Raw genomic sequence first — 26,767 nt, 5'->3', positions numbered from 1 at the left:
CCGCTCACCCGCTCACCCGAGGACCCGTCCCCATGACCCAGCAGTTCGATGTGCACCGAGAGCCGTCCACGCAGACACCGGCGCAGCCGCAGCAGGACGAGGACTACCCGCTGGAGCGGGTGCCGCGCGCGGCCCGCTACTCCTGGTTCAACGTCGCCGTGCAGCGCTTCGGCCAGCTCTCCGACCTGACGCAGTTCCTGCTCGGTGCCACGCTCGGCGCCGGGCTCTCCTTCTGGGGCGCGTTCTGGGCGTTCACGCTCGGCTCGGTGATCCTGGAGATCGTCTGCATATTCGTCGGCATAGCCGGCATGCGGGAGGGCCTGTCCACCTCGATGCTGGTCCGCTGGACCGGGTTCGGCCGTTACGGCTCCACCCTCATCGGACTCGTCATCGCGGTCAGTCTGTTCGGCTGGTTCGGTGTGCAGACCGCGGTGTTCGCGGCCGGGCTGCACTCCATCGTGCCCGCGCTGCCGGTCTGGGCCTGGTGCCTGATCTGCGGGCTCGGCGTCACCGCGCTCGTCCTGCGCGGCTTCCGCGCCATGGGCTGGACCGCCTTCGTCACCGTCCCCGCCTTCCTCGGCCTCGCGGGCTGGGCGATGATGGTGGAATTCTCCCGGCACGACGTCGGCGACCTGGTGGCCTCGGCACCGTTCGGCGCCCACATGTCCATCGCCACCGGCGCGACCATCGTCGCCGGCTCGTACATCGTCGGCGCGGTCACCACCCCCGACATGACCCGCTTCAACCGCAACACCGGCGATGTCGTCAAGCAGACGGTGGTGGGCATCAGCCTCGGCGAGTACGTGCTGGGCCTCGGCGGGGTGCTGCTCGCCTACGCGGTGAAGTCCTCGGACCTGATCGCGATCATCACGTCCTCCTCCGGTGTCATCGGCGTCATCGTCCTGGTCTCCGCCACCGTGAAGATCAACAACTGGAATCTGTACTCCTCGTCCCTCGGCCTGATCGGCGCGGTCGAGGCGCTCTTCAAGGTCCGGCTGAACCGGGTCGGCACCACCGTCACGATCGGTGTGCTCGGCAGCCTCGCCGCGGCGGCCGGAATCCTGGACCGGTTCACCGACTTCCTCACGGTGCTCGGCGTCCTCACCCCGCCCGTCGCCGGAATCATGGTCGCCGAGTACTTCGTGGTGAAGAAGTGGCGCCCGCAGCTGGACGCCTCGCGCGCCGCCGGACGGCTGCCCGAGACCGAACCGAGCTGGGTGCCCGCGACGATCGCGCTGTGGGCCGCCGCCTCCCTGTTCGGCTGGCTCGGCGACCACTACCAATGGTGGGGCATCCCGGCGCTCGACTCCCTGCTGCTGGCCGGACTCGGCTACGTCGTCCTCGGCAGGCTCGGCCTGGTGCGCGGCGCCCGCGACCTGCCGTTCGAACAGCCCGCACGCCCCGCGGCGGCGATCGAGGCGGAGACCGGCACCGCCTGGTCGTCGAGGGCCACCGTCTGACCCGTACACCACCCGAACCCCTCACCCCCTACGAAAGACAGACACACCATGCGCATCGGAATCGACGTCGGAGGCACCAACACCGACGCCGCCCTTCTGGGGGACGACGACCGGATCATCGCCACCGCGAAGACCCCCACCACCTCCGACATCACCTCCGGCGTGACCTCGGCGATCCGGGCCCTGGACCCGCCGATGGAATCCGTCACCGCCGTGATGATCGGTACGACCCACTTCCTCAACGCACTGATCGAGGGCGCCCGGCTCGCCCCCGTCGCCGCGGTACGGCTCGGTCTGCCGGCCACCGCGGCGCTGCCGCCGATGACCGACTGGCCGGAGCGCCAGCGGGCGGCCGTCGGCGGGCACGGGTATCTCTGCCACGGGGGGCGGGAGTTCGACGGACGGCCGCTGTCCCCGCTCGACCCCGATGAGCTGAGGCGCACCGCCGCCGACATCGCCGCGCGCGGCCTGACCTCGGTGGCCGTCTCGTCCGTGTTCTCCCCGGTCGCCGAGGAGGACGAGCGCCGGGCCGCCGAGATACTCGGTGCCGAACTGGGCCCCGGCGTGCACTTCTCGCTCTCGCACGAACTCGGCCGGGTCGGCCTGCTGGCCCGGGAGAACGCCACGATCATCAACGCGGCGCTGCGCGACCTGGCGGCCGCGATCGTGGAGTCGTTCGCCAAGTCGCTCGCCGAGGTGTCGCTGACCGCCCCGTTCTTCCTGTCGCAGAACGACGGCACGCTGATGGACGTGGACTTCGCCCGCGCCTACCCGGTGGCCACCTTCGCCTCCGGGCCCACCAACTCGATGCGCGGCGCCGCCTTCCTGTCCGGCCTGGGCGACTGTGCGGTCGTCGACGTCGGCGGCACCACCGCGGACGTCGGCATCCTGGCCGGCGGCTTCCCGCGCGAGGCGGCGGGCGAGAGCGAGGCCGCGGGCATCCGGACCAACTTCCGTATCCCCGACGTCCTCTCGCTGGGCATCGGCGGCGGCTCCCTGGTGTCGCCCGAGGGCGAGACCGGACCCCGCTCGGTCGGATTCCGGCTCACCGAGGAGGCGCTGGTCTTCGGCGGCTCCACGCTCACGGCGACCGACCTCGCGGTCGCCGCGGGCCGCGCCGACATCGGCGACCGCTCCCGGGTCGCCCACCTGGACCCGGAGTTCACCGCCCGCGCGCTCGACCGGATCGCGGAGCGGCTGGCGGAGACCGTCGACCGGATGCGCACCTCGGCGGGGTCGCTGCCGGTCGTCGCGGTCGGCGGCGGCAGCGTGCTGGTGCCCGCGGCCCTGCCCGGCTTCGACGATGTGCGCCGCCCCGGCCACTTCGACGTCGCCAACGCGGTGGGCGCCGCCATCGCCCAGGTCGGCGGAGAGGTCGACCGGGTCTTCCAGGTCCCGGAGGGGCGCCGGGACGCCGTGCTCGCCGAGGCCCGCGAGGAGGCCGTGGGCCGGGCCGAGAGCGCCGGCGCCAGGCCCGGCACGGTCCGCGTCGTCGACGTGGAGGAGGTCCCGCTGGCCTATCTACCCGGCGGCGCGACCCGGATCCGGGTCAAGGCGGTCGGCGACCTCGACCTGAACGGCATCGGTACCACCCGCGCCCCGGCCGGGGCGCGCGACACCCATGGAGCAGCGTCACATGCGTGAGATCAACCTCGACAACCTGGACGACATCGCGCGCGGCGCGGGCATCCTCGGCACCGGCGGCGGCGGTGACCCGTACATCGGCAAGCTACTGGCCCGCGAGGCCATCCGCACGTACGGACCGGTCCGGCTGGTCGCCTTCGACGAGGTGCCCGACGACGCGACGGTGGTCCCCGTCTCCGGGATGGGGGCACCGACGGTACTGCTGGAGCGCGTCCCCGCCGGCGGCGAGGAGGTGGCCGCCCTTCGCGCCCTGGAGAAGCACATCGGACGGGCCGCCACCCACATCGCACCGATCGAGGTCGGCGGAGTCAACTCCATGCTGCCGATCGCCTGCGCCGCCGAGGCGGGGCTGCCCCTGGTCGACGGCGACGCCATGGGCCGCGCCTTCCCCGAGGCGCAGATGGTGCTGCCCGGCCTGATCGGGGTGGCCAACACCCCGATGGCGCTCGCCGACGACAAGGGCAACAGCATCATCGTCGACGCCGTCTCCAACCACGCCGCCGAGCGCATCGCGCGGGCGGTCTGCGTGGAGCTGGGCTGCCAGATCTCCAGCGCCGACACCGTGATGCGCGGCGACCAGCTCACCGACGGACTCGTCCCCGCCACGCTGACGCTCGCCGAGCGGCTCGGCGCGGCGGTGCGCGAGGCGCGCGCCGCGCACACCGACCCGGTGCTCGCGGCCCGCACCATGCTGTCCGGCACCCATCTGCTGACCGGCAAGGTGATCGACGTCAGCCGCCGCACCGAGGGCGGCTTCGCCCGCGGCAACGCCCGGATCGAGGGCATCGGCGGCGACGGCGGCCGGGTGCTCGAACTCGGCTTCCAGAACGAGCATCTGCTGGCCACCCGGGACGGCGAGACGGTCGCCACCACCCCCGACCTGATCTGCGTGCTGGACACCGACACCGGCGACCCGGTGACCACCGAGGGCCTGCGTTACGGGCTGCGCGTCAGCGTTCTCGCGGCACCCTGCGACCCGCGCTGGACCACTCCGGGCGGCCTGGCGCTCGCCGGGCCGCGGTACTTCGGGTACGACGTGGACTACCTGCCGTTCCGGGAGAGCTGAAGCGCGGGACGGCCATGACGGCCGTAGCGGCCGCTACGACCGCGACGGCCACGACAGCCCCGGCCGGTCCGCACGCGCGGACCGGCCGGGGCGCATGTCCTTCCCGGAGGTTCCGGACCGGGTGTCCGCCCTTCTCAGACCGTCCGCTTGCCGCTCTTCATGGACACGGCCGCGCAGGCCAGGCCCAGCAGTACGGTCAGGCCGCCGATGATGACGTTGTTGAGGACGACGCCGAGGTCGGGGCTGCTGCCGACGATCCACGTCGAGAGGATCGTCCAGATCCCCATGGCGCAGATGGCCCAGCTCAGGCCGTACATGCGCTCCGGCATGACGGTGAACCCGAGGCCCAGCGCGGCGATCGCGATACCCATGATCAGGTTGTGCGTCGCGAGCGTGGGCTGGGTCGCGGTGAAATGCAGCACCCACGGCGAGATGGCGCAGTAGAGACCGACGAGGAACACCGGTGCGTCCACCAGAGCCACATCGCGGCCACCGAGCATGCGGGCATATCGATCGCGCATTTCTGAAACATCGGGGTGACTGGCCATGTCACGGCCGGTGTGCGAGAGGTTTGACATGGGGTTCGTCTCCTTCGCTCCGTGCAGACCACCCGCCACTTGTGCGCTATGAGCAGCCTGCTTATGCCATTCTGCGCTTATATCTCCCTTATGTGTAGATTCAGAGCCCATGGAAATCCGTGGGAACCGCACGGGGTGACGCACCGTCCAGCCGCCGGGCCAGGTCCACCAGGCCGGGGGTCCGCAGCACCCGGTCCCCGTACCCCGGCAGCGGCACGTGCAGCGGCTCCGTCCAGCGCGCCGGGATCGCGCCGAAGCCGTACACCGCACCCGCCAGGGCGCCGGTCACGGCGGCCACCGTGTCGGTGTCCCCGCCCACGTCCACGGCGGCGGCCAGAGCGCTCCCGTACGAATCGGTGGTGCGCAGCGCCCACAGCGCGGTGCCCAGGCACGGCCAGACCGCGCCGTTGAACTCCGTCGCCGCGTCCGGGTGCCAGCCGGGCGCGAGGACGCGGGCCCAGCGTTCGCGGTGATCCTCGTGCACGTCCGCCAGGGCGTCCGGGACGGCGAGGAGCGGATCGCCGCCGTCCAGCGCCACCCGGATCAGCTCGTGGAGGACGGCGGTGCCCTCCCAGGCGGCGCGGTCGCCATGGGTGAGGGCGGCGATCCGGCGGGCGGCGTCCATGGTCGCCGTACGGCCCGACGCCGCGAAGTACACGGCCGAGGTGGCCGCCCGCATCAGTGAACCGTTGCCCGCCGCACGCCCGTTGACCTGGAAGTGCAGCGCCGCCGCGAGGTCCCACGCCTCGCCGCTCGTCAGCACGTCCTCGGTCTGCAGCCCGATGTCCTTCGGCCCGCCCGCGGCCCAGCGGCAGAACCGGCCGAACATGTCGGGAAGGTCGAGGCCGCCCCGCTCCAGCAGCGACTCCGCGACCAGCACGGCCATCTGCGTGTCGTCCGTCGCCTCGCCCGGATCCCAGCCGCCGCCCCCGCACATCGTGCCGACGCCGTCCGGGAAGCGGGCGGTGTACACACCGGCGGGCCCGAACTCGAAGGGCGCGCCCAGGGCGTCCCCCACCGCCGAACCCACGACGGCACCCGCCACCCGGTCCGGTCGGTGCACTTGGCCCGCAGCATTCGTCGGATTCATCCGGTCAGCCTACGAGGGCGGCCGGCGGCACGTATCGGGCTGAGGCCCGGCGGTATGTGTCGGGCGCACACCCGGCGGCGGGCGTCGGGCCAAGGCGCGGCGTCGGGTGTTGGGACAAGGCGTGGCAGCAGGCGTTGGGCTCGGGTCCGGCGGCATGCACCGGGCTCGGGTCCGGCGGCATGTACCGGGCTCGGGTCCGGCGGCATGTACCGGGCTCGGGTCCGGCGGCATGTACCGGGCTCGGGTCCGGCGGCACGTGCCGGGCTCGGGTCCGGCGGCACGTGCCGGGCTCAGGAGACGTCGACCTCCACCGAGTGCCAGCCGGTGGCGCCGTCCGGAACGGTGTCGGCCCGCCGGCCGGTCTGCGTGGCACCGGTGCCGTCCGTCGCGCGGACTTCGAGGGTGTGGCGGCCGGAGGTGGCCGGCCACTCCCAGACCCACTGGCGCCAGGTGTCCCGGTTGTCGCCGGCGGCCAGGCGGGCCGGGTGCCACTTCCCGCCGTCCACCCGGACCTCGACCCGGGAGATGCCCCGGTGCTGTGCCCAGGCGACCCCGGCCACCGGGACGGTGCCGCGCTTCGGGGAGGCCGACGCGCGGGGGGTGTCGATCCGGGACCCGGTCTTGACCGGTGCCTGCTGGGCCCAGCTCCGCCGGACCCAGTAGGCGTCGTACGCGTCGAACGTGGTCAGCTCGATGTCCTCGATCCATTTGCAGGCCGACACGTATCCGTATAGGCCGGGGACCACCATCCGGACCGGGAAGCCGTGCGCGAACGGCAGCGGCTCGCCGTTCATGCCGAGGGCCAGCATCGCGTCCCGTCCGTCCATGACCGCCTCGACCGGTGTGCCGATCGTCATGCCGTCCACGGATCGGGCCACGAGCTGGTCGGCCGGACCGCCCGCCGACGGCGGCCGCACCCCGGCCTCGCGCAGCAGGTCGGCCAGGCGTACCCCGAGCCACCTGGCATTGCCGATGTACGGGCCGCCGACCTCGTTGGAGACACAGGCCAGCGTGATGTCCCGCTCGATGATCTCCCGGCGCAGCAGGTCGTGCAGACCGACCGTGAGGGGCCGGGCGACCCCTTCGCCGTGGATCCTCAGCCGCCATTCGGCCGCGTCGAGGCGGGGCACCACCAGGGCCGTGTCGACCCGGTAGAAGTCCTTGTCCGGCGTGAAGAAGGGGCTCAGCCCCCGGATGTTCAGCCCGGCGCCGGCCGGGACGGCGGGTGCCGGCGAGTCGGGCACGGGAAGGACCAGGTCGTGGCGCGAGGCGGTGGCTCCCGCCTGGACGGAGGCGGTGAGCCGCCGGCTCAGCAGCCCCGCGCCGGCCGAGACCGCCGTCACCACGGCCGCCATGACGACGAAGCCCCGGCGGTCGAACGCGCGGTACGCCCCACCGGACCCGGACCCGGACCCGGACCCGGACCCGGACCCGGACCCGGACCCGGACCCGGACCCGGACCCGGACCCGGACCCGGACCCGGGGCTGGCCTCGGCCCCGGACTCGGACTCGGATACGTCCCCGGGCTCGGATACGGATCCGGACGCCGACGGCCGAGGGGGAGCCGTCGGGAGCCGTCCGGTCAGGGCGAACAGCACTCCGGCACCCACCGCGGCGCCCACCACCGACGGCAGGACATCCGGCGCGCTGCCCTCCGGCCGCCCCACCGCCGCGGCCGCCCCGACCGCGCCGAAGACCAGGACGGCCGCCGACCCTGCCCGCCGGTGATGCAGCGCCAGCACCCCGATGGCCATGGCGAAGACGGCCAGCAGCGTCACGATGCCCAGCTCCAGCGCCGACTTGTCGCCGGTGCCGAAGTGCCGTACGGCGAACTCCTTCAGCGCGGTGGGAGAGCGGTCGATGACCGCCGCGCCCACGGCCGTGACCGGTCCCGCCTCCGGGCGTACGAGGGCCGAGACCAGCTCGGCCGCGGCCAGGGAGCAGAACCCGGCGATCAGCCCGCCGAGCGCGGCGAGGACGGTGAGCGGGACGCGGCTCCGGCGTACCCTCTCCGACCCCGCGGTTCCGCGGTGTTGCGCATCGGATTCCTTCATGCGGCGGCCTCCCCGGCGGCACCTCGGGACTGTCCGTCCGGGCATCGTTCCGGACGGCGTTGTCGGTGCAAATCGGTCAGTGTGCGAGATCCTGTCACGCTGTCCGCCCGCCATCCGCAAGTCGCGATACATCGTGGTTGACGCGTCCGGGTGCACGCGATATGTTCGCAGACGAGTATTCGATGGCGAGTTACGGCAGGGTGAGGGTGGTGGGATCGGTGGCCAAGCGGCGCAAGCTCAGCAATCCGCTGGCACTGACGGTCATGGTGCTGCTCGCCGAGCGCTCCATGCATCCGTACGAGATCGCCCAGACGCTCCGGCGGCGCGGCAAGGAACACAGCGTCAAAATCAACTTCGGCTCGCTCTACACCGTCGTCCAGAACCTGGAGAAGCACGGGTACGTGGAGGTGGCCGGCGTCCAGCGGCAGGGGAACCGCCCGGAGCGCACGCTCTACGGCATCACCGGAGCCGGGCGTACGGAGATGCTCGACTGGCTCTCCGACCTGCTCGCCGTCCCCGCCGCCGAGTACCCGGTCTTCGAGACGGCGCTGGCGCTGCTGCCGGTGCTGCCGCCGCAGGAAGTGTCGGAGCTGATGGAGACCCGGTCGGCGGCGCTGGCGATCCGCGCGGCGGCCGTGCGGGGTGTCCTTTGCCAACTGGGGGAGAAGCTGCCCCGTGTCTTCGTCATCGAGACCGAGTACCAGCTCCACATGATCGACGCCCAGTTGGAGTGGATCAAGAACTTCCGCGACGAACTCGACGACGGGACGATCAGCGGTATCGAGGAGTGGAAGTCCTTCCACGAGACCGGTGAAGTCCCGCAGGACTGGCAGGACCTGGACGAACAGGAGATCGTCCTGGACCCCGAGCGGAAGGGCTGGACGCAGGACCCAGAGTGAGCAGGACCCCGACGGAAGCTGTTGGAGCAGCGACCGTCGGGGTCTCGAACCCCGGACCGGTCACGCCGTGAGGGCGAACCGGGCGATCGAGGTGCCGCACACCAAGGATAGCCCGGCGCTCTTCACACGGATCGGCTCGGCATGCCCGAGTGCTCGGAGCACCCGAGCACCACGCCGACCCACAGGAGAGCTCTGTCATGAGCACCCGTGCGCCCGCCGTGGCGCGGAACAGCACCCGTGCGCCCGCCGTAGCGGCGCGAAACCTGATCAAGACCTATCCCGGCGATGTCACCGCCCTGCGCGGCATGGACCTCGGCATCGAGACCGGTACGGTCTTCGGACTGCTCGGCCCCAACGGCGCCGGAAAGTCCACCACCGTCAAGATCCTCACCACCCTGGCCCGTCCCGACTCCGGCACCGCGACCGTCGCCGGACACGACGTCCTGCGCCACCCCGACCGGGTCCGCCGGGCCATCGGCGTGGTCGCCCAGAAGTCCGGCGCCGACCCGGTCGCCACCGGCCGGGAGAACCTCCTGCTCCAGGGCAGGCTGTACGGGATGCGGGGCGCGGCCGTGCAGCGCCGCGCCGCCGAACTGCTGGACCGCTTCGACCTCGCCGACGCGGGCGACCGCCAGGTCAAGGGGTACTCCGGAGGGATGCAGCGTCGCCTCGACGTGGCGCTCGGCCTGGTCCACCGTCCCGAGGTGCTCTTCCTCGACGAACCCACCACCGGACTCGACCCCGAGGCGCGCTCGGCGATGTGGGAGGAGATCGCCCGGCTGGCCGGCGACGAGGGGCTGACCATCGTCCTCACCACGCACTACCTGGAGGAGGCCGACCGGCTCGCCGAACGCATCGCGATCGTCGACCGGGGCCGGATCGTCGTCGAGGGCACCCCCGACGAACTCAAGGGCGAACTCCGGGGCGACGCCGTCCACATGGAGCTGCGCGCCGGGGGCGACACCGGGGCCGTCACCACCGCGCTCACCGGGCTGCCCGGGGTGCACGAGGTGCTGGTCGACGGCCGCCGGGTGAGCGTGCGCGCCGAGGACGGCGCCGCGGCCGTCCCCGTACTGCTCGCCGCCCTGGAGCGGGCCGGTGCGGCGGTCGCCGCCGCCACCGTGGCCCGCCCCTCCCTCGACGACGTCTATCTGCGCTACGCCGGACGCCGCTTCTCCGAGGCCGAAACCGCTGACGCGCGTTCCGCCGGCGCGCCCGCCCCCGCCGGAGGCACCCGATGAGCACTCAAGCACTCGCCCAGACCTGGTACATGACGCAGCGTCGGCTCATGGCGGTCGCCCGGCAGCCGGTCTTCCTGGTCATCTCGCTGGTCCAGCCGGTGATCTGGCTGTTCCTGTTCGGCAATCTCTTCAAGAAGGTCGTCGAACTGGGCGGCTTCGGCACCACGTCCTATCTGGACTACCTGATCCCGGGCATCGTGGTGATGAGCGCGCTCGGGTCGAGCATGTGGGCCGGGATGGGCACCCTGGAGGAGATCGAGCGGGGCACGCTCAACCGTTTCCTGACGACGCCGGTCAGCCGCAACGCGCTGATGAACGCCAATGTCGTGGAGAACGGCATCGGCACCGCCGTGCAGTCCGTCGTCATCCTGCTGCTCGGCCGGGCCGCCGGGGCCTCCTACCCGGGCGGTGCGGGCGGACTGCTGATCCTGGTCCTCGCCTCGGTGCTGCTCGGCGCCGTCTTCGGAGCGCTCTCCAACGCCCTGGGCATGCTGGTCCGCCGGCGCGAGTCGATCATCGGCATCAACACCTTCCTGCTGCTGCCGCTGACCTTCCTCTCCTCCTCCTTCATGGCACCGAGCCAGATGCCGTCCTGGATGCGGCACGTCGCCGACTTCAACCCCGTCAACTGGGCGATGGTGGCGGGCCGTTCGGCACTGTCCGCAGACCCTGACCGGTGGCTGGTGCTCAGTCGGGGAGGAGCCCTTCTGGTGCTCGCGGTGATCGCGGTCGGGCTGTCGACCCGTACGTTCCGCTCGTACCAGAAGTCCGTCTGACGTACGGCGCTACGGCGTCGCGTGGCCGACCCGGTCCGGGACCGCGTTCCCGGGCCGGGTCCTCGGCCTCCGGACCGCCCGCAGCGCGAGGAAGATCAGCAGCCCGAACGGCGACAGCAGGATCGTCAGCACCAGCAACGGCCCCATCACCAGCGGAGAGATCCCCAGCCTCCGCCCCTCCAGGTACATCCACTGGCCCAGCAGCAGATCCCAGGCGATCACCTGCGCCCAGATCGCCCCGGCCCCGTTCGCCAGTGCCATCAACGCGCGGAAGGAGTCGATGTCGGGGCTGCGCACCGCGTCCCACAGCTCGGGAAAGACGGGCACGGCCATCACCAGATAGACCACCAGCACCGGCAGAACGGTGAGCGGCGAGGCCGCGACGCGGGCCGTGGGGCGCCAGTTCGGCGCCAGGATCATGAGCAGCCAGAACGGGGCCGCAAGGTAGAACGAGAGCTGGAAGAGGGTACCGGTCATGACACGGACTCCTTCTGGGCGGAAGCGGATTCGGGGCTCGTGCCTGTTCGCTGCCCCGCGGGAGCCGGCCTCAGTGCTCCCAGTGCGCCGACGGCGCTCGCGACGACGATCAGCGCGGCGGCACCCAGCGTCGCACCGTCCGGGTGGATCAGCGGCTGGCCGCGCAGCGCCTGCCAGGTGACCAGTGCGACGACCGCCGCGTACGCCCCCGAGGCCACCAGCACCAGCCGCAGCCGGATCCGTGCGTCACGCAGCCGGGGGAAGCGGGGGGCCAGGGAGACCAGCGCGAGCAGGAAGAGCGGCAGCAGCTGGAGCGCGTGCATCCCGATGAAGTGCGGTATGCGCAGATCGCCGCCGGTCGTGGACCAGCCGGTGAGCGGCATCGACGGGCCGCCGTCCGGCACACCGACGGAGTGCGCGCCGATCACATCGGCGGTGTCCAGGTTCCCGGCCGCCCGCTGTTCGGGGGTGGGCCGGGTCATCAGGAAACCGAATCCGGCGCCGACCAGGGCGAGCAGCACACCCGAGCGGATCGCCCAGGCGGAGGCGCGGTCGGCGATCCGGGCGCGCATCAGCAGGATCGCGATGACCAGCGTGCTGGTCCACAGCACGACGACGGTGACGGCCATCGCGTTGAACAGCGTCTCGTCGAACGGGGTGGCGTGGTTGAAGTGGCTCCGCCTGCCGCGGATCACCTGGCCGGTGATGATCGCCATTTCGGTGAGGCTGGACAGCGCGACCACGGTCCCGGCCCACCGGGCGAGCCGCCGGCCCCGGGTGACCAGCGTCAGCATCCAGGCCAGGGCGAGCGCGTACACCACGAACGAGACCGCGAACTTGAACGGTTTGAACCATATCGCCGTGCCCGCGAGGACCCGGTCGTCGAATATCAGGCCCACGGCCGAGACGACCGTCATCACGGCCATCGCCCCGGCGAAGAGGACTAACGGGCGATGCCAGGAGCGCCAGGAAGACATGAGGACCCCTCAGGGATTATGGATAGTGGCACTTTCCGCTATCCGATAGTGGAACTATCTATGATGGGCCGGGGGTTGGCAAGCGTGGAAGGAGCAACACTCGGTGCGCATCGGCGAGTTGAGCAGCAGGTCCGGGGTCCCGGTACCGACGATCAAGTTCTATGTACGTGAAGGGCTGCTGCCGGCAGGGCAGTTGACCAGTCCGAACCAGGCGAGTTACGACTCCGGTCACGAGCGCAGGCTGCGGCTGATCCGCGCGCTGCTGGATGTCGGCGGGCTCTCACTGGCCGCCATCGGCGATGTGCTGCGGGTGGTCGAGGACCCGGAGCAGCCCGTGCACAAGGTGCTGGGCATCGCGGCGAAACGCCTCACCCCGCTGCGAGGGGGCGAATCGGGGCCCGAGTTGGAGGACGCCCGGGACGAGGTGGCGGAGCTGCTGGAGCGGCGCGGCTGGCGGGCCGGGGCGGACGGGCCGGCCGGCGAGTCGCTGGCCGAGGTGGTCGTGGCACTGCGACGGGCCGGGCACGGCGGTTTCGTCGATCTGCTCGACGACTACGCGGCCGCCGCCGAGGCGGTCGCGCGGGCCGACCTCGACTACGTGGGGCGGCGGGTGGCGCGCGAGGACCTGGTAGAGAGCGTGGTCGTGGGCACGGTGCTGGGGGAGGCGATGTTCGGCGCGCTGCGACGGCTCGCGCAGGCGGACGCGTCGGCGCGCGCGTACGACGGCGACGGCGGCAGGGGCGGGTCGACCGGCCGGGGTGACGGGAGTGACAAGGGAGACGGGAGCGACCAAAGCGGCGTGAGTGCGAGGGCGACGTGAGTGGCGCGGGCGCAGGAAGCGGCAGGAGTGCTCAGGTGCCGGGCGTCGGTGGGTGAGGCGGCGGCCCGGACGCGAGCGCGGTCCGGAAGCCGGTGCGGTCCGGACGCAGGTGCGCCCCGGCCGGGGGCCGGGGCGCACCTGTGTGATCCGGTGTTACGCGGCGCTCTCCTGCTCGCGCTCCACCTGTGCGTTCCACTCGCGCTTGACCGAGCGCCAGGCGTCGTCGTTCTGGCCGAGCCGCCAGTAGCCCGAGATCGACAGCTGGGGGAGCGGGATCCCGCGGTCCAGGCGCAGATGGCGGCGGATCTCCTTCACGAAGCCCGCCTCGCCGTGGACGAACGCCCGGACCTCGCCCGCGGGGAACTCCAGCTCCTTCACGGCGTTGGTCAGCGCCTCGCCGACCGGACGCCGGCCGCGGTGCAGCCAGGTCACCCCGACGCCGTCCGGCGTCACGAGCTTCTGCTCCTCGGCCGCGTCCGCCACCTCGACGAACGCGTGCACCACCGCGCCCGCCGGCATCTGCTCCAGGGCCGCCGCGATGGCCGGCAGCGCGCTCTCGTCGCCCACCAGCAGATGCCAGTCCGCCGAGGCGTCCGGGCCGTAGCCCCCGCCCGGTCCCAGGAAGGTCACCTGGTCACCCGGGGCCGCCCGCAGCGCCCAGGGCCCGGCGAGACCCTCGTCGCCGTGGACCACGAAGTCGATCGCCAGCTCACGGGTGGCCGGATCCCAGGAACGCACCGTGTACGTACGGGTGGTGGGCCACAGCTCGCGCGGCTGCTCCTCGCGGATGCGGGCCATGTCGAAGGGGTGCGCGTAGCCGGCGCCCTCGGGGGCGAAGCAGAGCTTGACGTAATGGTCGGTGAAACCGGCGAGCTCGAAGCCGGCGAGGCCCTCACCGCCGAGCACCACGCGCACCATGTGCGGGGTGATCCGCTCGGTGCGCAGCACCTGGGCCCCCTGCGCCTGGGGTGCCTGCCGCGCCGGTCGTTCTGCCACGAGGTTCTCCCTGCTCCGATTGCTTAGGCTTACCTAAGCTAACACCTCAGCCGTGCAGAGTGGAGAGCAGGCGCTGCACCGCTCCGCCCAGTCCCCACCGCTCGGTGAGGGCTTCGAGGGCGGCGGGATCGCGCGGACCCGCGGGCAGCGCGGGGTCGAAGGCCGGCAGCGGTACGTCACCGGCGACCCGCACCACCTTCGGTGCGACGGCCACGTAGTCCCGGGCCTCGTCGAGCCGCTTGCGCTGCGACGGCGTCAGCCGGGACTTCGGGTCGTCGACGGCGGCCATGATCCCGGCCAGATCGCCGAAGGCGTCCAGCAGCTTCGCCGCGGTCTTCTCGCCGATGCCGGGGACGCCCGGCAGCCCGTCGCTGGGGTCGCCGCGCAGCAGGGCCAGGTCGACGTAGCCGGAGCCGTCCACCCCGTACTTCTCCCGCAGCCACGCCTCGTCCGTCAGCTGGAGCGAGCCGACGCCCTTGAGCGGGTAGAGCACCCGCACCCCGCGTGCGTCGTCGACCAGCTGGTAGAGGTCGCGGTCGCCGGTAACGATGTCCACGGGGCCGGTGGCCAGGCCGGCGAGCGTGCCGATCACATCGTCCGCCTCGTAGCCCGCGACGCCGACCCGGGCGATCCCGAGCGCGTCGAGCACCTCCTCGATGACCGGCACCTGCGGGGCCAGGGTGTCGGGAGTCTCCTCCTCGTCGGGCAGCCCCTCGGAGGTCTCCACCGCGACCCGGTGCGCCTTGTACGAGGGGATCAGCTCGACCCGCCAGTGCGGCCGCCAGTCCGCGTCCATGCAGGCGACCAGGTCGTCCGGACGATGGTCCTGCACCAGGCGCCCGATGAAGTCGAGCAGCCCGCGCACGGCGTTGACCGGTGTCCCGTCCGGGGCGCGCACCGAGTCGGGGACCCCGAAGTAGGCGCGGTAGTAGAGGGAGGCGGTGTCGAGGAGCATCAGGCGTCGCGTCACACCCCGATGATGCCGCACCCCACTGACACCGGCCGCCCCGGACGCCGTACGCGCATGACCCCGGGGTGAAGGGACGGACAATGGCGGCCATCGCTGAAATGTGACCTGGATCACTCTTGTGTTTGCTTTGTGTAAGCGGGGGCAGGCGCGCAGCCGGAGCGGATCACGTACCGGTTTCAACCAGTGCACGTGCCATGCGGGAAGAATCCGCGCCGCTCCACGGTCTGCCGGAGGGGGTGGCAGACCGTTTTCGGTTCAACCCGCGAGGTGTATGTGTCAAGGCTGCAAGCTGAACGCTTGTACAAAGTGTTCGGCAGACGACCCGATCAAGCCGTGCAGAAGCTCGAAGGCGGCGCCGACCGCGACGAGCTGCGCGCCGACGGAACGACCGCAGCGGTGATCGACGCCTCGTTCACCGTCGAACCGGGACAGATCTTCGTCGTGATGGGTCTGTCCGGATCCGGAAAGTCCACGTTGCTGCGCATGCTCAACGGACTTCTGGAGCCCACCGCCGGACGCGTGCTCTTCGACGGCCAGGACCTGACCGCCCTGAGCCCCGCCGAGCTGCGGCACGTCCGGTCCACCAAGATCAGCATGGTGTTCCAGCACTTCGCGCTCTTCCCCCACCGCAGTGTGCTGGAGAACGCCGCGTACGGCCTGGAGGTGCAGGGCGTACCGCGTGCCGAGCGCGAGAAGCGCGCCGCCCAGGCGCTGGAGCTGACCGGCCTGGCCGGCTGGGAGAAGTCCTGGCCCGACGAGCTGTCCGGCGGCATGCAGCAGCGTGTCGGCCTGGCCCGCGCCCTGGCCACCGATGCCGACCTGCTGCTGATGGACGAGTCCTTCAGCGCGCTCGACCCGCTGATCCGCCGAGACATGCAGGACCAGCTGCTCGAACTGCAGAAGCGGCTGAAGAAGACCATCGTCTTCATCACCCACGACCTCAACGAGGCCATGCGCCTCGGCGACCGCATCGCCGTGATGCGCGACGGGAAGATCGTCCAGCTCGGCACCGCCGAGGACATCCTCGTCACCCCGGCCAACGACTACGTCGCCTCCTTCACCCAGGACGTCGACCGGACCCGGGTACTGACCGCCGGCGCGATCATGGCCGAGCCGCACACCGTCATGGGCACCAGCACGGACGACGGCAAGGAGCTGCGCACCGCCGCCGACGTGCTCGCGGCCGCCCCGGCCACCGTCACCGAGTCCACCCCGATCATCGAGCTGTTCACGCCCTGCTCGCAGAGCGGGGTCGCGGTCGCCGTGACCGACGCCGAGGGCAAGCTCGTCGGTGTCGTCCCGCGTGCCCGGCTGCTCGCCGTCCTCGGCGAGCCGATGACCCCCGCCGAGGCCCCGAAGGACGTCCGGGCCGGCACGACCGTCACGAAGAAGGTGGCCAGTGTTTAGGCTCCCTCTCGGTGACTGGGTCGACTCCGCCGTCGACTGGCTCCAGACCCATCTCGCCTGGCTGTTCGACGCGATCAGCTCCATAGTCAGCAACATGTTCGACGGCATAGCCGCCGTTCTCTCCGCCCCCGCCCCGCTGCTCTTCGCGGGCATCGTCGCGGTCATCGCCTGGTGGCTGCGCGGTCTGCTCGCCGGTGTGCTCGCCTTCGTGGGCTTCGCCGTCATCGACTCCGTCGAGCTGTGGGACGAGGCGATGGACACCCTCACCCTGGTGCTCGTCGCCACCATCATCGCGCTGGTGCTGGCCGTACCGCTGGGCATCTGGGCGTCCCGCTCCAAGACCGTCAGCGCGGTGACCCGGCCGGTCCTGGACTTCATGCAGACCATGCCCGCCATGGTCTACCTGATCCCCGGCGTCATCTTCTTCGGCGTCGGCGTGGTGCCCGGCATCATCGCCACCATCATCTTCTCGCTGCCTCCGGGCGTCCGGATGACCGAACTCGGCATCCGCCAGGTCGACAGCGAGCTCGTCGAGGCGGCCGAGGCCTTCGGCACCACCAAGCGCAACACCCTGCTGCGGGTCCAGCTGCCGCTCGCGCTGCCCACCATCATGGCGGGCATCAACCAGGTCATCATGCTGGGCCTGTCCATGGTGGTCATCGCCGGCATGGTCGGCGGCGGCGGCCTCGGCGGCGCCGTCTACCGCGCCATCGGCAACGTGGACGTCGGCCTCGGCTTCGAGGCGGGCATCTCCATCGTCATCGTGGCGATGTACCTGGACCGGATGACCGGCGCCCTCGGCCGCGAGGTCTCCCCGCTCGCCCGCCGCGCGCTCGCCAGGGCGCAGTCGATGTCCGGCGGCCTGAAGATCTGGAACCACCGTCCGCAGCCCGTGGTCGCGGTCTCCGGTGTGGTCGTCCTCGCGCTCGTCGCGGGCGCCCTGGGCATCTTCGGCTCCTCCGGCACGGACGAGAAGAAGAACACCGCCGACGGTTCGGACATCGGCGCGGGCAAGAAGATCAGCATGGGTTACATCCCGTGGGACGAGGGCATCGCCTCCACCTTCCTCTGGAAGGAGATGCTGGAACGGCGCGGCTTCGAGGTCGACGTCAAGCAGTACGAGGCCGGTGCGCTCTACACCGGGATGGCCAACGGCCAGATCGACTTCGAGACCGACTCCTGGCTCCCGGTCACCCACGCCAGCTACTGGAAGAAGTACAAGGACAACCTTGAGGACATGGGCTCCTGGTACGGCCCCACCTCGCTGGAGCTGGCCGTCCCCTCGTACCTGAAGGACGTCCAGTCGCTGGAGGACCTCAAGGGCAAGGGCTCGCAGTTCAAGGGCCGGATCGTCGGCATCGAGCCGAGCGCCGGTGAGACGGGCCTGCTCAAGGACAAGATCCTGCCGGGCTACGGCCTGGACAAGGAGTACAAGGTCGTCGACGGCTCCACGCCCTCGATGCTGGCCGAGCTGAAGCGCTCGTACGCCAAGAAGGAACCGATCGTCGTTCCGCTCTGGTCGCCGCACTGGGCCTACAACCAGTTCGAGCTCACCAAGCTCAAGGACCCCAAGAACCTCTGGGGCAAGGGCGACGGCATCCACACCCTGGCCCGAAAGGGCTTCTCCGCCGACAACCCCGAGGTCGGCGGCTGGCTCAAGAACTTCAAGATGACCGAGGACCAGCTCACCAGCCTTGAGGCGCAGATCCAGAAGTCCGGCTCCGGCAAGGAGCAGGAGGCGGTCCGCACCTGGCTGAAGGCCAACCCGGGCGTCGCCGACAAGTGGACCCCGGTCACCAAGGCCGCCGCGTCCAAGGGCGCGAGCGGCAAGGACGAGCGCGACCGCGCCGTCGAGATGGCCTGGTTCCCCTGGGAGGAGGACATCGCCGCCACGTACCTGTGGAAGGCGGTCCTGGAGGAGCGCGGCTACAGGATCAACCTCAAGCAGTTCGAGGTCGGTCCGATGTACGCCGCGATGTCGCGCGGCCAGATCGACGTGCAGTTCGACGGCTGGCTGCCGTACACCCAGAAGAACTACTGGGAGAAGTACGGCTCGCAGCTGAGCGATCTCGGCTCCTGGTACGGCCCGACGTCCATCGAGGTCGCGGTCCCCTCCTACGTGAAGGACGTCAAGTCCCTCGCCGACCTCAAGGGCAAGGCCTCGCAGTTCAAGGGCCGGATCGTCGGCATCGAGCCCGGCACCGCCACGATGGAGAACCTCAAGAAGAACGTGCTGCCGACGTACGGCCTGGACAAGGAGTACAAGGTCGTCGACTCCTCGACGCCCGGCATGCTCGCCGAGCTGAAGCGCGCGTACGCCAAGAAGGAGCCCATCGCGGTACTGCTCTGGACCCCGCACTGGGCGTACAGCGAGTACGGCATGACCAAGCTGACGGACCCCGAGAAGGCCTTCGGCAACGGTGACCGGCTGCACACCATCGCGTCCAAGGACTTCCCGAAGAACTACCCGCAGCTGACGAAGTGGTTCAAGGACTTCAAGCTGAGCGAGGACCAGCTCGCCGGCCTGGAGAACCAGATCCAGAAGCACGGCGCGGGGCACGAGGAAGAGGCCGTGAAGGCCTGGATGGGGAAGAACCCGGGCATCGCGGACAAGATGGCTCCGCAGTAGGGCTTCCCGCAGGACCCGAACCACCGGAAAGGGTGGGCACCGCCGACGGCGGGCCCGCCCTTTCGGGGTTTTCGGACGATCGTCATCCGGCCGACCTTGCGCAACCGTGTGCGTAATGTGCTGGCAGCCGGAAGGATGACGAGTCGGGAGGGAGCCGGACATGGACGAGAAGGAAGCACTCCGCGTGGGCGCCGCGGTCCGCCGAAGGCGCAGAACCCTGGGGCTCACGCTGGCCGCGGTCGCCGGCCGCAGTGGTCTGTCCGTGCCGTTCCTCAGCCAGATCGAGAACGAGCGGGCCCGGCCCAGCGCCCGGTCGCTGGACCGGGTCGCGGAAGCCCTGGAGACCACCACGGCACGGCTGCGCGCCGCCGCGGACTCGGCGCGCGCTGTCGATGTCGTGCGGGCCGGCGAGGGCGACGGCGTACGCCGGGTGGTGCGCGGCCGCCACCAGCTCAGCGCCCTGGAGTTCACCGGGGAACTCGACCTCGGGCGCGAGTTCCAGCACCGCAACGACGAGGTGATGTACGTGGCACAGGGCGCCGCAGAGGTGGAGGCCGAGGGGCAGGCGTACCGGCTGGAGCAGGGCGACACCCTCTTCCTGTCCGGCGGGGTGCGGCACCGCTGGCGGGCCACCGTGCCCGGCACGCGGCTGCTGGTCGTCGCGGTCGCCGAGCACATCGACGCCACCTACGACCCGCGCCGCTGAGAGGGGTCCGCCGTGCGCGTCGTCTCCCTGGTCCCCTCGCTCACCGAGGCCGTCGCCGTCACCGCGCCCGGCCTGCTGGTCGGCGTCACCGACTGGTGCACCCACCCGGCCGGACTGGCCGCGACCCGGATCGGCGGTACCAAGAATCCCGACGTTCCGGCCATCCTCGCGCTCCGGCCCGATCTGGTCGTCGCCAACGAGGAGGAGAACCGCGAGCCCGACCTCGCGGCGCTCCGGGCCGCCGGGACCGAGGTGCTCGTCACGGAGATCCGCACCCTCGACCAGGCCTTCGAGGAACTGGACCGGGTCCTGGTCACCGTCTGCGGGCCGGCCCGGCCGCGCTGGCTGGACGAGGCCGAGGCGGCCTGGGCCGCGCTGCCGCCGCCCCGTGCACCGCGCCGCGCGATCGTGCCCGTCTGGCGCAGGCCCTGGATGGTGCTGGGCCGCGACACCTTCGCCGGGGACCTGCTGGCCCGGCTCGGCGTCGAGAACGTGTACGCGGACCACCCCGAGCGCTATCCCCGTATCTCGCTCGACGCACTCCGCACGGCCGGCGCCGATCTGGTCGTCCTGCCCGACGAGCCGTACCGCTTCACCCCCGACGACGGGCCCGACGCCTTCCCCGCCCTGCCCGCCGCACTCGTCGACGGGCGGTACCTCACGTGGTACGGACCGTCACTGGTGCGGGCGCCTGCGGTGCTGCGAGCAGCGCTCCGCTGAACAGCCCGCGCAACGTCCGCACCCCGGCCACCGCCCAGGCCGCCACCAGCAGCACGTACAGCGCGACGGCCAGCCAGGTGTACGCGGTGAGGCCGGTGTGCCGGGCCAGACCGGCGGCGCCCGTGACACACGTACCGACGGGGAAGGTGAAGCCCCACCACGTCATGCCGAAGGTCATGCCGTTGCGTGCGGCCCGCACCACCAGCGCGACGGCCAGCGCCAGCCACAGCAGCGCGAACCCCATCACCGGCACCCCGTACAGCACGGCGAACACCTTGAGCCCCGAGGCGTACGGCGCCCCGATCGCACCCTGCGCCACATCGGCGAGCTGGTTGACCGCGGTCGTCGACTGACCGAGCGGGCCGAGGACCAGGAACAGCGTGGGCGTCAGCGCGAGCGGCAGCGGCCCCTGGTGGACGAGCCGGGCGAAGATCAGCGGCAGCATCACCAGCGTGGCCAGCAGGCTCAGACCGAACATCGCGTAGCAGGCCAGCAGCATCGCCTCCCGCCACTGCCCGGCCGGCAGCTCCGGCACCAGCAGCGGGCCCAGAGCCGCGGAGACCATCGGCGCCACCACCGGCAGCAGCCACACCGGCGAAGCGGTGCCGGACTCGATCCGGTGGCGTACGACCATCAGATACGGGATCGCGACCGCGGCGGCCAGCCCGATCAGCGTGCCCGCCGTGTACAGCACCACGTCCAGGACGAGCGCCGGCCGATGTCCGATCACGTCCTGGCCGACCACCATCGACGCACCGCCGACCGCCAGCAGCGCCATCGACAGACAGCCGTAGAACGGGGCGACCGCGGGGTCGAGGAGGTGGCTGCGGGCCTGGTCGCGGTGGGCGATCCAGTGCCCGGTCCGGGCCACCAGCACCACGGCCAGCGCCACCGCCGCCAGCACCCACACCACCGTGCAGGCGGCCCGCAGCCCCGGCACGTGCACGGGCAGCGCGACTCCCGCGCTCGCGACGATCGAGGTGCCCATCACGGCCGCGTACCAGTTGGGGCCGAGGTACCGCAGGGCAGGCAGCCGCTCGGCGGCCGGAACCGGGGGCGAGGGCTGTCGCGGCTGATTCGCCTGCGGTGTCTGCTGCGTCTGCGGAAGGATGGCCATGCCACGATTCTTCCGGCGGGGGCCGGGCCCCACCAGGGAGTCCATGTCTATGAGGTCATAAGGTGGCTTTATGGCCGGCGAAGCACATGTCCCCCTCTCGCACCGGATCCCCGACCTCGGAGCGCTGGAACTCCTGCTCGCCGTCGCCCGGCACGGCAGCCTGGGGCGCGCCGCCCGCGACGTCGGCGTCACCCAGCCCGCCGCCAGCAGCCGGATCCGCTCCATGGAGCGGCAGCTCGGCGTGGCCCTGCTGGACCGGTCACCGCGCGGCTCCCGGCTCACCGACGCGGGCGCGCTCGTCACCGACTGGGCGCGCAGGATCATCGAGGCGGCCGAGGCCTTCGACGCCGGCGCACAGGCGCTGCGCGACCGGCGGGACTCCAGGCTGCGGGTCGCCGCCTCCATGACCATCGCCGAATACCTGCTGCCCGGCTGGCTCATAGCGCTGCGCGCCGAACGGCCTGACACGGCGGTCTCGCTGCTGGCCGGGAACTCGGCGGCGGTGGCCGGCCGGCTGCTGGTCGGCGAGGCCGACCTCGGATTCGTGGAGGGCCTGTCCGTACCGGAAGGGCTCGACGGCACGGTCATCGCCCATGACCGCCTCGTCGTCGTGGTCGCCCCGTCCCACGCCTGGGCCCGCCGGATGACCCCCCTCACCCCGCAGGAACTGGCCGCGACCCCGCTGATCCTGCGCGAACACGGCTCCGGCACCCGCCAGGTCCTGGACGCGGCCCTCGCCGTGTACGGCGGCCTCGCCCAGCCGCTGCTCGAACTCTCCTCCACGACCGCGGTGAAGGGAGCGGCGGAGAGCGGCGCCGGGCCGTGCGTGCTGAGCGAACTGGCGCTCGGCGAGGAGCTGTCCTCGCGGCGGCTGGTCAAGGTCCCGGTCGCCCAAGTGCGCCTGCGGCGCCAGCTGCGCGCGGTCTGGCCCTCGGGCCACCGCCCGACGGGACCGGCCCGCGACCTGCTGTCACTGACCGCACGGGACGGCTGACCGGCTGCGAACGCGTCGGCGGATGCCCGGGTCCGTGGTGAAGAACGCGCGGATGGATGTGATCGCTCCACCCGCCACCGGCATCCGGCACCACTGGGCCGGCCTGCCCGCGACCGTCCGCGATGCCGTCGAGGGCATCCTCGGCGCTTGGGCCGTCGAGGCGCGCGGCCAGAGCGGCGGATTCTCGCCGGGCGTCGCCGCCCGGGTCCGGCTCGCGGACGGACGGCGCGCGTTCGTCAAGGCGGTGGGCGCCGAGGCGAACCCGGGCAGCCCCGCCGCACGACGGGACGACACCCGCGGCCGGTTCCCGGAACAGCCGGGGCAATGGTGACGGACAAGACCTTTGGGTCCTTCCCGGGCGCCGGGCCGTACCGGCCGCGACTCAGGTCAGGAAGCCGCGCAACAGCGCGGCCGTGCCCGCGCAGTGCTCGCGCATGACCGCGCGCGCGGCCTCCCCGTCCCCGTCGAGCACCGCCTCGACGAGGCTGGTGTGCTGGTGCTGCGAATGCTCAAGGTTCCGCACCAGCAGCGGTATGCAGTCCAGCAGATCGTTCAGGGTGGCCCGCACGGCCGCGTACTGCGTGGTCAGCGACGCGGACCCGGAGAGCTCGGCCAGGGTCAGATGGAACAGGGTGTCGCGCCTGCGGTAGTCCGTCAGCGGCGCTTCGTGTGTCGCCGTCAGGGCGGTACGCAGCCGGCCCGCGCCCTCGTCGTCCAGTCCCCGCGCGGCGCACAGCTCGGCCGCCCCGGCCTCCAGCACCTCACGGAAGCGCAGCACGTCCTCGATGTCGACGGAGGCGATCCTGCGGCGCAGCTCGTCCTCGCCGGGGCTTCCGGTGCGCCGCAGCACGAACGTGCCGCCGTACCGGCCGCGCCTGCTCTCCACCAGGCCCTGGTCCTGGAGGACCTTCAGTACCTCGCGCAGGGTGACCCGGCTGATCCCCAGCAACTCGGCGAGATCGCGCTCGGCCGGCAGCCGCCCGCCGCCCGGCACCAGCCCGAGCCGGATCACCTGGAGGATCTGCTCCAGCGCCTCCTCGAAGCCGTTTCCCGCCCGGACGGGCCGCAGTACGGGCATCAGGCGGTCGATGAACTCGCTTTCCCCGGCCACGCCCCGTTCCCCTTCCAGGCCGACGGCCGACCGCCACGGTCGCGCCGTCAATGGTTGAGCATCACACCTTAAGCTCACCTTAAGTCCTCCGTCCGGCCCGGTGCGGGGCGTCCCCGGAGGTCCCGGTCACCGCCCGAGGAGGAATCGGACAGTCGGACAATCGACGGTCGGTGCCGGTGGCCGAACCCTAGAGTGTGGGGATGAGCAACGCGACACCACCCGGCTGGTATCCGGACGCCGCGGCACCGGGCACCGACCGCTGGTGGGACGGCACCGCGTGGACCGCGCACACCCGTCCGGCCGCCGCGCCCCAGGTGTTCGGCCCGTCGGAACCGGTCGCCGTCGCGCCCCAGGTGTTCGGCCCGTCGGAACCGGTCGCCGCCGTGCCCCAGGACTTCCGCCTCCCCGGGCCGGTCACCACCGCGGCCGGCAACGGCACCACCCCTGCCGGCCGGGGCGCCACCCGGATCGTCGCGCTCGCCGTGGCCGGGCTGATCGTCGTCGGCGCCGCCGTCACCGGAGCCGTCCTGCTCGGCAGGGACGACGACGGCAAGCGCCCCGAGGCCGGACCGGGCGGCTCCGGGACGCCCACCGCCACCGTGACGGACACCCCGTCGCCCACCGGCTCACCGGCCGAGGACGACCCGAAGGTCCTCGTCGACCAGCTCAACGGCATCACCCTGCCGATCCCCGACGGCTGGGAGAAGCCCGACCACACGGCCGAATCGGTGCTCACCATGCGCACCGTCAACTCCTACGAATGCCCCGGCAGTTCCTCCGACTTCTGCTACCACGGCACCGTGACCAGCCGCATCGCGAACGCCACCGACATCACCTCCGCCGAGGAACTCGCCAAGCACGACATCGCCACCGCCGCCGACGGCGCCTACGAGAAGAACATCGTCGGCAGCCGGATCCACGGCGGCATCACGTCCCACAAGGTGCTCGACTCCGCGTCCGTGAGCGTTGCCGGCCGGGCCGGCTACCAGGTGCGCTGGCGGGTCGAAACGGGCAAGGGGCCCGGCGGTTACGTGCAGTCGCTCGTCTTCCCGTCCACGATCGGCACCGAGTCGCTGATCATCGTGCGCTACGCCTTCGACGCGGGCCCCGACGGACCGCCGCTCTCGCTCATGGACACCATCACCAAGGCGATCCGGCCGATCGGCGACAGTGCCACGAGCGGTGGCGCGGGCAGCTCGATCGCTCCCTGACACGGGCCGCCCGGCTCAGAGGAACGTACGGCCCTCGCCCCGGTACGTCGGCACCGTCGCGGTGATCCGGTCGCCCTCGATCAGCTGCAACTCGTCGAAGCGCTCGCACAGTTCACCGGCCTTCGCGTGCCGGAACCACACCTTGTCACCGATCAGCAGATCGTCGGCCGGGGCGCCGAGCAGCGGGGTCTGCACCTCGCCGGGCCCCTCCTGCGGGTCGTAGTGCAGCCCCTCCGGCAGATACGGGACGGGCAGCCGGTCCGGGCCCGCCGGACCGGACGCAGGATAGCCGCCACCGAGAACCGTCACCACGCCCACACCGGGCCGACGTACCACGGGATGGGCGAACAGCGCCGCCGGACGGGCGGTGAACGACGTGTAGTTGTCGAACAGCCTCGGTACGTAGAGCCCCGACCCGGCCGCGATCTCGGTCACCGCGCGCTCGGCCGCCGTGTGCTGCACACTGCCCGTGCCGCCGCCGTTCACGAACTCCAGGTCCGATGCCACCGCCCGTACCGCCCGCACGACTTCGGCCCGCCGGACGGCCAGCTCCCTGCGGCCCGCGGCCTGCATCAGCCGGACCGCCCGGGAGCGCAGCGGCCTGCCCGCGACGGAATCCCCGACCCCGGCGATATGACCCTCGTACGCCATCAGACCCACCAGCCGAAACCCCGGCCGCCGGGCCACCGAGCGTGCCAGCTCCGCCAGTTGGGCGGGGGAGCGGAGCGGGGAACGCAGGGCGCCGACCCGGACCCGGCCGCCGAGCAGCCGGAGCGAGGTGTCCAGTTCCAGACAGACCCGGATCTCCTCGCCGCCGCCCGACCGCGCCGCGTCGATCAGCTCCAGTTGCGCGTGGTCGTCGACCATCACCGTCACCGCGGCGGCCAGCTTCGGATCGGCGGCCAGCTCGGCGAGGGCGGCCCGGTCGGCCGTCGGATAGGCGAGCAGCACGTCCTCGAACCCGGCCCGCGCCAGCCACAGCGACTCCGCCAGCGTGAACGACATGATCCCGGCGAACCCGGGCCGGGCGAGCACCCGTTCCAGCAGCGCGCGGCAGCGCACCGACTTGCTCGCCACCCGGATCGGCTTCCCGGCCGCCCGGCGGACGAGGTCGTCGGCATTGGCGTCGAACGCATCGAGATCGACGACGGCGATCGGGGCGTCCAGATGGGCGGTGGCCCGGTCGTATCGGGTCCGGTCAGTGGCACGGGCAGTCATGGCCGCAGCTTGCCAGACGTCCGTACCGCTGGGTAGGGGGACGATCTGCGCAGATCGTCCGGGACGGGAGGCCGCCCGCTCCCGCCGGGGCCTTTCCACCCCGTAGAGTGACCGCACGCGGCAACCAACAGGCCTGCCTGTTACGTCGATCCGCGCACGGTACGGAACGGGACCAGGGGGGCGGATGAGTACCGAGGCGCAGCGCGCTCCTGTCCCGCCCCGCCCCACGACCCCGCCGTCGACGCCCCCGGCGGCTCCGGCGCAGGGCCCCGCGCCGGCTCCCACGACTCCGGCGGACGCACCTGATCCCACGAGCCGGAGCACACCACCGTCCACGGCGGCCGTCCCGCCGGTGGAGACCACGGCCCGGCTGCGCCCGGTGCCCCCGGCCCCCACCCCCGAAGCGCCCGCGCCCGTCGCGGCCCCGCCGGTTGCCGTTCCGCCGGTCGCTGTCGCGCCCGCGTCCGCGCCCGCTGTTCCACCCGCCGTTCCGCCGGTCGCCGTGGCGTCCGCGCCCGTCGCGGCCCCGCCGGTTGCCGTTCCGCCGGTCGCTGTCGCGCCCGCGTCCGCGCCCGCTGTTCCACCCGCCGTTCCGCCGGTCGCCGG

At 71.9% G+C, this 26,767-nt stretch carries 24 protein-coding genes; 14 read left to right on the top strand and 10 right to left on the bottom strand.

From position 1 onward, the window contains the following. Positions 1 to 32: 32 nt before the first annotated feature. From ACGF8B_RS16625 to ACGF8B_RS16615, 3 genes are read left to right on the top strand one after another with little or no spacing between them, the layout of a single operon-like run. On the top strand, positions 33 to 1,460 hold the full coding sequence (locus tag ACGF8B_RS16625) for a purine-cytosine permease family protein (protein ID WP_392738903.1): 1,428 nt from the start codon (positions 33 to 35) through the stop codon (positions 1,458 to 1,460). 48 nt (positions 1,461 to 1,508) lie between these two features. Then, positions 1,509 to 3,104: a hydantoinase/oxoprolinase N-terminal domain-containing protein gene (locus ACGF8B_RS16620; RefSeq protein ID WP_392738900.1), complete on the top strand. Its 1,596-nt coding sequence runs from the start codon at positions 1,509 to 1,511 to the stop codon at positions 3,102 to 3,104. Next, positions 3,097 to 4,170: a DUF917 domain-containing protein gene (locus ACGF8B_RS16615; protein WP_392738898.1), complete on the top strand. Its 1,074-nt coding sequence runs from the start codon at positions 3,097 to 3,099 to the stop codon at positions 4,168 to 4,170. Before ACGF8B_RS16620 ends, ACGF8B_RS16615 begins: the two co-directional genes overlap by 8 nt. A gap of 134 nt (positions 4,171 to 4,304) precedes the next feature. On the opposite strand, the gene ACGF8B_RS16610 is transcribed toward ACGF8B_RS16615, so the two are convergent. The 3 genes from ACGF8B_RS16610 to ACGF8B_RS16600 all read right to left on the bottom strand — a co-directional run bounded on the left by ACGF8B_RS16610 (position 4,305) and on the right by ACGF8B_RS16600 (position 7,892). Then, entirely contained in the window at positions 4,305 to 4,748 is a 444-nt protein-coding gene (locus tag ACGF8B_RS16610; RefSeq protein ID WP_385825678.1) for an SPW repeat protein, read from the bottom strand. Between the two features lie 100 nt (positions 4,749 to 4,848). Beyond that, on the bottom strand, positions 4,849 to 5,838 hold the full coding sequence (locus ACGF8B_RS16605; protein WP_392738894.1) for an ADP-ribosylglycohydrolase family protein: 990 nt from the start codon (positions 5,836 to 5,838) through the stop codon (positions 4,849 to 4,851). Between the two features lie 290 nt (positions 5,839 to 6,128). Next, positions 6,129 to 7,892 carry a molybdopterin-dependent oxidoreductase gene (locus ACGF8B_RS16600; RefSeq protein WP_392738891.1) on the bottom strand — a complete coding sequence of 588 codons (1,764 nt, stop codon included), beginning with the start codon at positions 7,890 to 7,892 and terminating at the stop codon, positions 6,129 to 6,131. A 218-nt stretch (positions 7,893 to 8,110) separates the two neighbouring features. On the opposite strand from ACGF8B_RS16600, the gene ACGF8B_RS16595 reads away from it, so the two are divergent. From ACGF8B_RS16595 to ACGF8B_RS16585, 3 genes are all read left to right on the top strand, one after another. Continuing rightward, positions 8,111 to 8,791, top strand: coding sequence for a PadR family transcriptional regulator (locus tag ACGF8B_RS16595; protein ID WP_392739285.1), 681 nt, complete (start codon positions 8,111 to 8,113; stop codon positions 8,789 to 8,791). 197 nt (positions 8,792 to 8,988) lie between these two features. Then, the gene (locus ACGF8B_RS16590) at positions 8,989 to 10,032 is read left to right on the top strand and encodes an ATP-binding cassette domain-containing protein (RefSeq protein ID WP_392738888.1); all 1,044 of its coding nucleotides are present in this window, start codon (positions 8,989 to 8,991) and stop codon (positions 10,030 to 10,032) included. Continuing rightward, the gene (locus ACGF8B_RS16585) at positions 10,029 to 10,808 is read left to right on the top strand and encodes an ABC transporter permease (RefSeq protein ID WP_392738885.1); all 780 of its coding nucleotides are present in this window, start codon (positions 10,029 to 10,031) and stop codon (positions 10,806 to 10,808) included. Before ACGF8B_RS16590 ends, ACGF8B_RS16585 begins: the two co-directional genes overlap by 4 nt. A gap of 9 nt (positions 10,809 to 10,817) precedes the next feature. Here the strand turns inward: ACGF8B_RS16585 and ACGF8B_RS16580 are convergent, their stop codons facing one another. Then, the gene (locus tag ACGF8B_RS16580; RefSeq protein ID WP_392738883.1) at positions 10,818 to 11,285 is read right to left on the bottom strand and encodes an ABA4-like family protein; all 468 of its coding nucleotides are present in this window, start codon (positions 11,283 to 11,285) and stop codon (positions 10,818 to 10,820) included. Beyond that, entirely contained in the window at positions 11,282 to 12,211 is a 930-nt protein-coding gene (locus ACGF8B_RS16575) for a hypothetical protein (protein ID WP_392738880.1), read from the bottom strand. The genes ACGF8B_RS16580 and ACGF8B_RS16575 overlap by 4 nt, the downstream gene beginning before the upstream one ends. A 154-nt stretch (positions 12,212 to 12,365) precedes the next feature. Here ACGF8B_RS16575 and ACGF8B_RS16570 point away from each other — a divergent pair, with 154 nt between their 5' ends. Then, complete coding sequence (locus tag ACGF8B_RS16570; RefSeq protein ID WP_392738877.1) at positions 12,366 to 13,082, top strand: MerR family transcriptional regulator; 717 nt, start codon at positions 12,366 to 12,368, stop codon at positions 13,080 to 13,082. Positions 13,083 to 13,235: 153 nt separating this feature from the next. On the opposite strand, the gene ACGF8B_RS16565 is transcribed toward ACGF8B_RS16570, so the two are convergent. Both ACGF8B_RS16565 and ACGF8B_RS16560 read right to left on the bottom strand, forming a co-directional pair. After that, on the bottom strand, positions 13,236 to 14,078 hold the full coding sequence (locus tag ACGF8B_RS16565; RefSeq protein ID WP_392738875.1) for a siderophore-interacting protein: 843 nt from the start codon (positions 14,076 to 14,078) through the stop codon (positions 13,236 to 13,238). Positions 14,079 to 14,124: 46 nt separating this feature from the next. Then, positions 14,125 to 15,033, bottom strand: a complete 909-nt coding sequence (locus tag ACGF8B_RS16560) for a 5'-3' exonuclease H3TH domain-containing protein (RefSeq protein WP_392739284.1) — start codon at positions 15,031 to 15,033, stop codon at positions 14,125 to 14,127. Positions 15,034 to 15,381: 348 nt separating this feature from the next. Between ACGF8B_RS16560 and ACGF8B_RS16555 the strand changes: the two genes are divergently transcribed. The 4 genes from ACGF8B_RS16555 (at position 15,382) to ACGF8B_RS16540 (ending at position 20,510) form a co-directional block, all read left to right on the top strand. Next, positions 15,382 to 16,455 carry a glycine betaine/L-proline ABC transporter ATP-binding protein gene (locus ACGF8B_RS16555; RefSeq protein WP_392738873.1) on the top strand — a complete coding sequence of 358 codons (1,074 nt, stop codon included), beginning with the start codon at positions 15,382 to 15,384 and terminating at the stop codon, positions 16,453 to 16,455. Then, positions 16,448 to 19,084: an ABC transporter permease/substrate binding protein gene (locus ACGF8B_RS16550; protein ID WP_392738871.1), complete on the top strand. Its 2,637-nt coding sequence runs from the start codon at positions 16,448 to 16,450 to the stop codon at positions 19,082 to 19,084. Before ACGF8B_RS16555 ends, ACGF8B_RS16550 begins: the two co-directional genes overlap by 8 nt. A gap of 160 nt (positions 19,085 to 19,244) precedes the next feature. Continuing rightward, entirely contained in the window at positions 19,245 to 19,790 is a 546-nt protein-coding gene (locus ACGF8B_RS16545) for a helix-turn-helix domain-containing protein (RefSeq protein ID WP_266691864.1), read from the top strand. Positions 19,791 to 19,802: 12 nt separating this feature from the next. Continuing rightward, on the top strand, positions 19,803 to 20,510 hold the full coding sequence (locus ACGF8B_RS16540; RefSeq protein ID WP_392738868.1) for a helical backbone metal receptor: 708 nt from the start codon (positions 19,803 to 19,805) through the stop codon (positions 20,508 to 20,510). Here ACGF8B_RS16540 and ACGF8B_RS16535 read toward each other — a convergent pair. Beyond that, positions 20,449 to 21,627: a TDT family transporter gene (locus ACGF8B_RS16535; RefSeq protein WP_392738865.1), complete on the bottom strand. Its 1,179-nt coding sequence runs from the start codon at positions 21,625 to 21,627 to the stop codon at positions 20,449 to 20,451. The two genes, ACGF8B_RS16540 and ACGF8B_RS16535, sit on opposite strands and share 62 nt — an antisense overlap. Before the next feature lie 70 nt (positions 21,628 to 21,697). On the opposite strand from ACGF8B_RS16535, the gene ACGF8B_RS16530 reads away from it, so the two are divergent. Together ACGF8B_RS16530 and ACGF8B_RS16525 are read left to right on the top strand one after the other, a co-directional pair. After that, a complete protein-coding gene (locus ACGF8B_RS16530) occupies positions 21,698 to 22,621 on the top strand; it encodes a LysR family transcriptional regulator (RefSeq protein ID WP_342284061.1) in 924 nt (307 codons plus the stop codon). 34 nt (positions 22,622 to 22,655) lie between these two features. After that, a complete protein-coding gene (locus tag ACGF8B_RS16525) occupies positions 22,656 to 22,952 on the top strand; it encodes a hypothetical protein (protein ID WP_392738862.1) in 297 nt (98 codons plus the stop codon). A 51-nt stretch (positions 22,953 to 23,003) separates the two neighbouring features. Here the strand turns inward: ACGF8B_RS16525 and ACGF8B_RS16520 are convergent, their stop codons facing one another. Then, on the bottom strand, positions 23,004 to 23,699 hold the full coding sequence (locus ACGF8B_RS16520) for a FadR/GntR family transcriptional regulator (RefSeq protein ID WP_392739282.1): 696 nt from the start codon (positions 23,697 to 23,699) through the stop codon (positions 23,004 to 23,006). A gap of 233 nt (positions 23,700 to 23,932) precedes the next feature. On the opposite strand from ACGF8B_RS16520, the gene ACGF8B_RS16515 reads away from it, so the two are divergent. Further along, positions 23,933 to 24,943: a DUF2510 domain-containing protein gene (locus ACGF8B_RS16515; protein WP_392738859.1), complete on the top strand. Its 1,011-nt coding sequence runs from the start codon at positions 23,933 to 23,935 to the stop codon at positions 24,941 to 24,943. A gap of 15 nt (positions 24,944 to 24,958) precedes the next feature. On the opposite strand, the gene ACGF8B_RS16510 is transcribed toward ACGF8B_RS16515, so the two are convergent. Beyond that, positions 24,959 to 26,161: an amino acid deaminase/aldolase gene (locus ACGF8B_RS16510; RefSeq protein ID WP_392738857.1), complete on the bottom strand. Its 1,203-nt coding sequence runs from the start codon at positions 26,159 to 26,161 to the stop codon at positions 24,959 to 24,961. Between the last annotated feature and the right edge of the window lie 606 nt (positions 26,162 to 26,767).

The organism is Streptomyces sp. NPDC047917 (genome assembly GCF_043204345.1).
GTDB classification, from domain to species: domain Bacteria; phylum Actinomycetota; class Actinomycetes; order Streptomycetales; family Streptomycetaceae; genus Streptomyces; species Streptomyces sanglieri.
Note: the sequence above shows the minus strand (reverse complement) of the source record. Positions and strands in the feature narration are given on the sequence as shown.

Excerpts from the sequence above, each read along its gene's own strand:
- ACGF8B_RS16575 (WP_392738880.1), bottom strand. The coding sequence starts at position 12,211 with ATGGCCGTGATGACGGTCGTCTCGGCCGTGGGCCTGATATTCGACGAC.
- ACGF8B_RS16610 (WP_385825678.1), bottom strand. The coding sequence starts at position 4,748 with ATGTCAAACCTCTCGCACACCGGCCGTGACATGGCCAGTCACCCCGAT.
- ACGF8B_RS16605 (WP_392738894.1), bottom strand. The coding sequence starts at position 5,838 with ATGAATCCGACGAATGCTGCGGGCCAAGTGCACCGACCGGACCGGGTG.
- ACGF8B_RS16590 (WP_392738888.1), top strand. The coding sequence starts at position 8,989 with ATGAGCACCCGTGCGCCCGCCGTGGCGCGGAACAGCACCCGTGCGCCC.
- ACGF8B_RS16620 (WP_392738900.1), top strand. The coding sequence starts at position 1,509 with ATGCGCATCGGAATCGACGTCGGAGGCACCAACACCGACGCCGCCCTT.
- ACGF8B_RS16560 (WP_392739284.1), bottom strand. The coding sequence starts at position 15,033 with ATGCTCCTCGACACCGCCTCCCTCTACTACCGCGCCTACTTCGGGGTC.
- ACGF8B_RS16535 (WP_392738865.1), bottom strand. The coding sequence starts at position 21,627 with ATGGCCATCCTTCCGCAGACGCAGCAGACACCGCAGGCGAATCAGCCG.
- ACGF8B_RS16580 (WP_392738883.1), bottom strand. The coding sequence starts at position 11,285 with ATGACCGGTACCCTCTTCCAGCTCTCGTTCTACCTTGCGGCCCCGTTC.
- ACGF8B_RS16510 (WP_392738857.1), bottom strand. The coding sequence starts at position 26,161 with ATGACTGCCCGTGCCACTGACCGGACCCGATACGACCGGGCCACCGCC.
- ACGF8B_RS16625 (WP_392738903.1), top strand. The coding sequence starts at position 33 with ATGACCCAGCAGTTCGATGTGCACCGAGAGCCGTCCACGCAGACACCG.
- ACGF8B_RS16515 (WP_392738859.1), top strand. The coding sequence starts at position 23,933 with ATGAGCAACGCGACACCACCCGGCTGGTATCCGGACGCCGCGGCACCG.
- ACGF8B_RS16545 (WP_266691864.1), top strand. The coding sequence starts at position 19,245 with ATGGACGAGAAGGAAGCACTCCGCGTGGGCGCCGCGGTCCGCCGAAGG.
- ACGF8B_RS16615 (WP_392738898.1), top strand. The coding sequence starts at position 3,097 with ATGCGTGAGATCAACCTCGACAACCTGGACGACATCGCGCGCGGCGCG.
- ACGF8B_RS16520 (WP_392739282.1), bottom strand. The coding sequence starts at position 23,699 with ATGCCCGTACTGCGGCCCGTCCGGGCGGGAAACGGCTTCGAGGAGGCG.
- ACGF8B_RS16600 (WP_392738891.1), bottom strand. The coding sequence starts at position 7,892 with ATGAAGGAATCCGATGCGCAACACCGCGGAACCGCGGGGTCGGAGAGG.
- ACGF8B_RS16585 (WP_392738885.1), top strand. The coding sequence starts at position 10,029 with ATGAGCACTCAAGCACTCGCCCAGACCTGGTACATGACGCAGCGTCGG.
- ACGF8B_RS16530 (WP_342284061.1), top strand. The coding sequence starts at position 21,698 with ATGGCCGGCGAAGCACATGTCCCCCTCTCGCACCGGATCCCCGACCTC.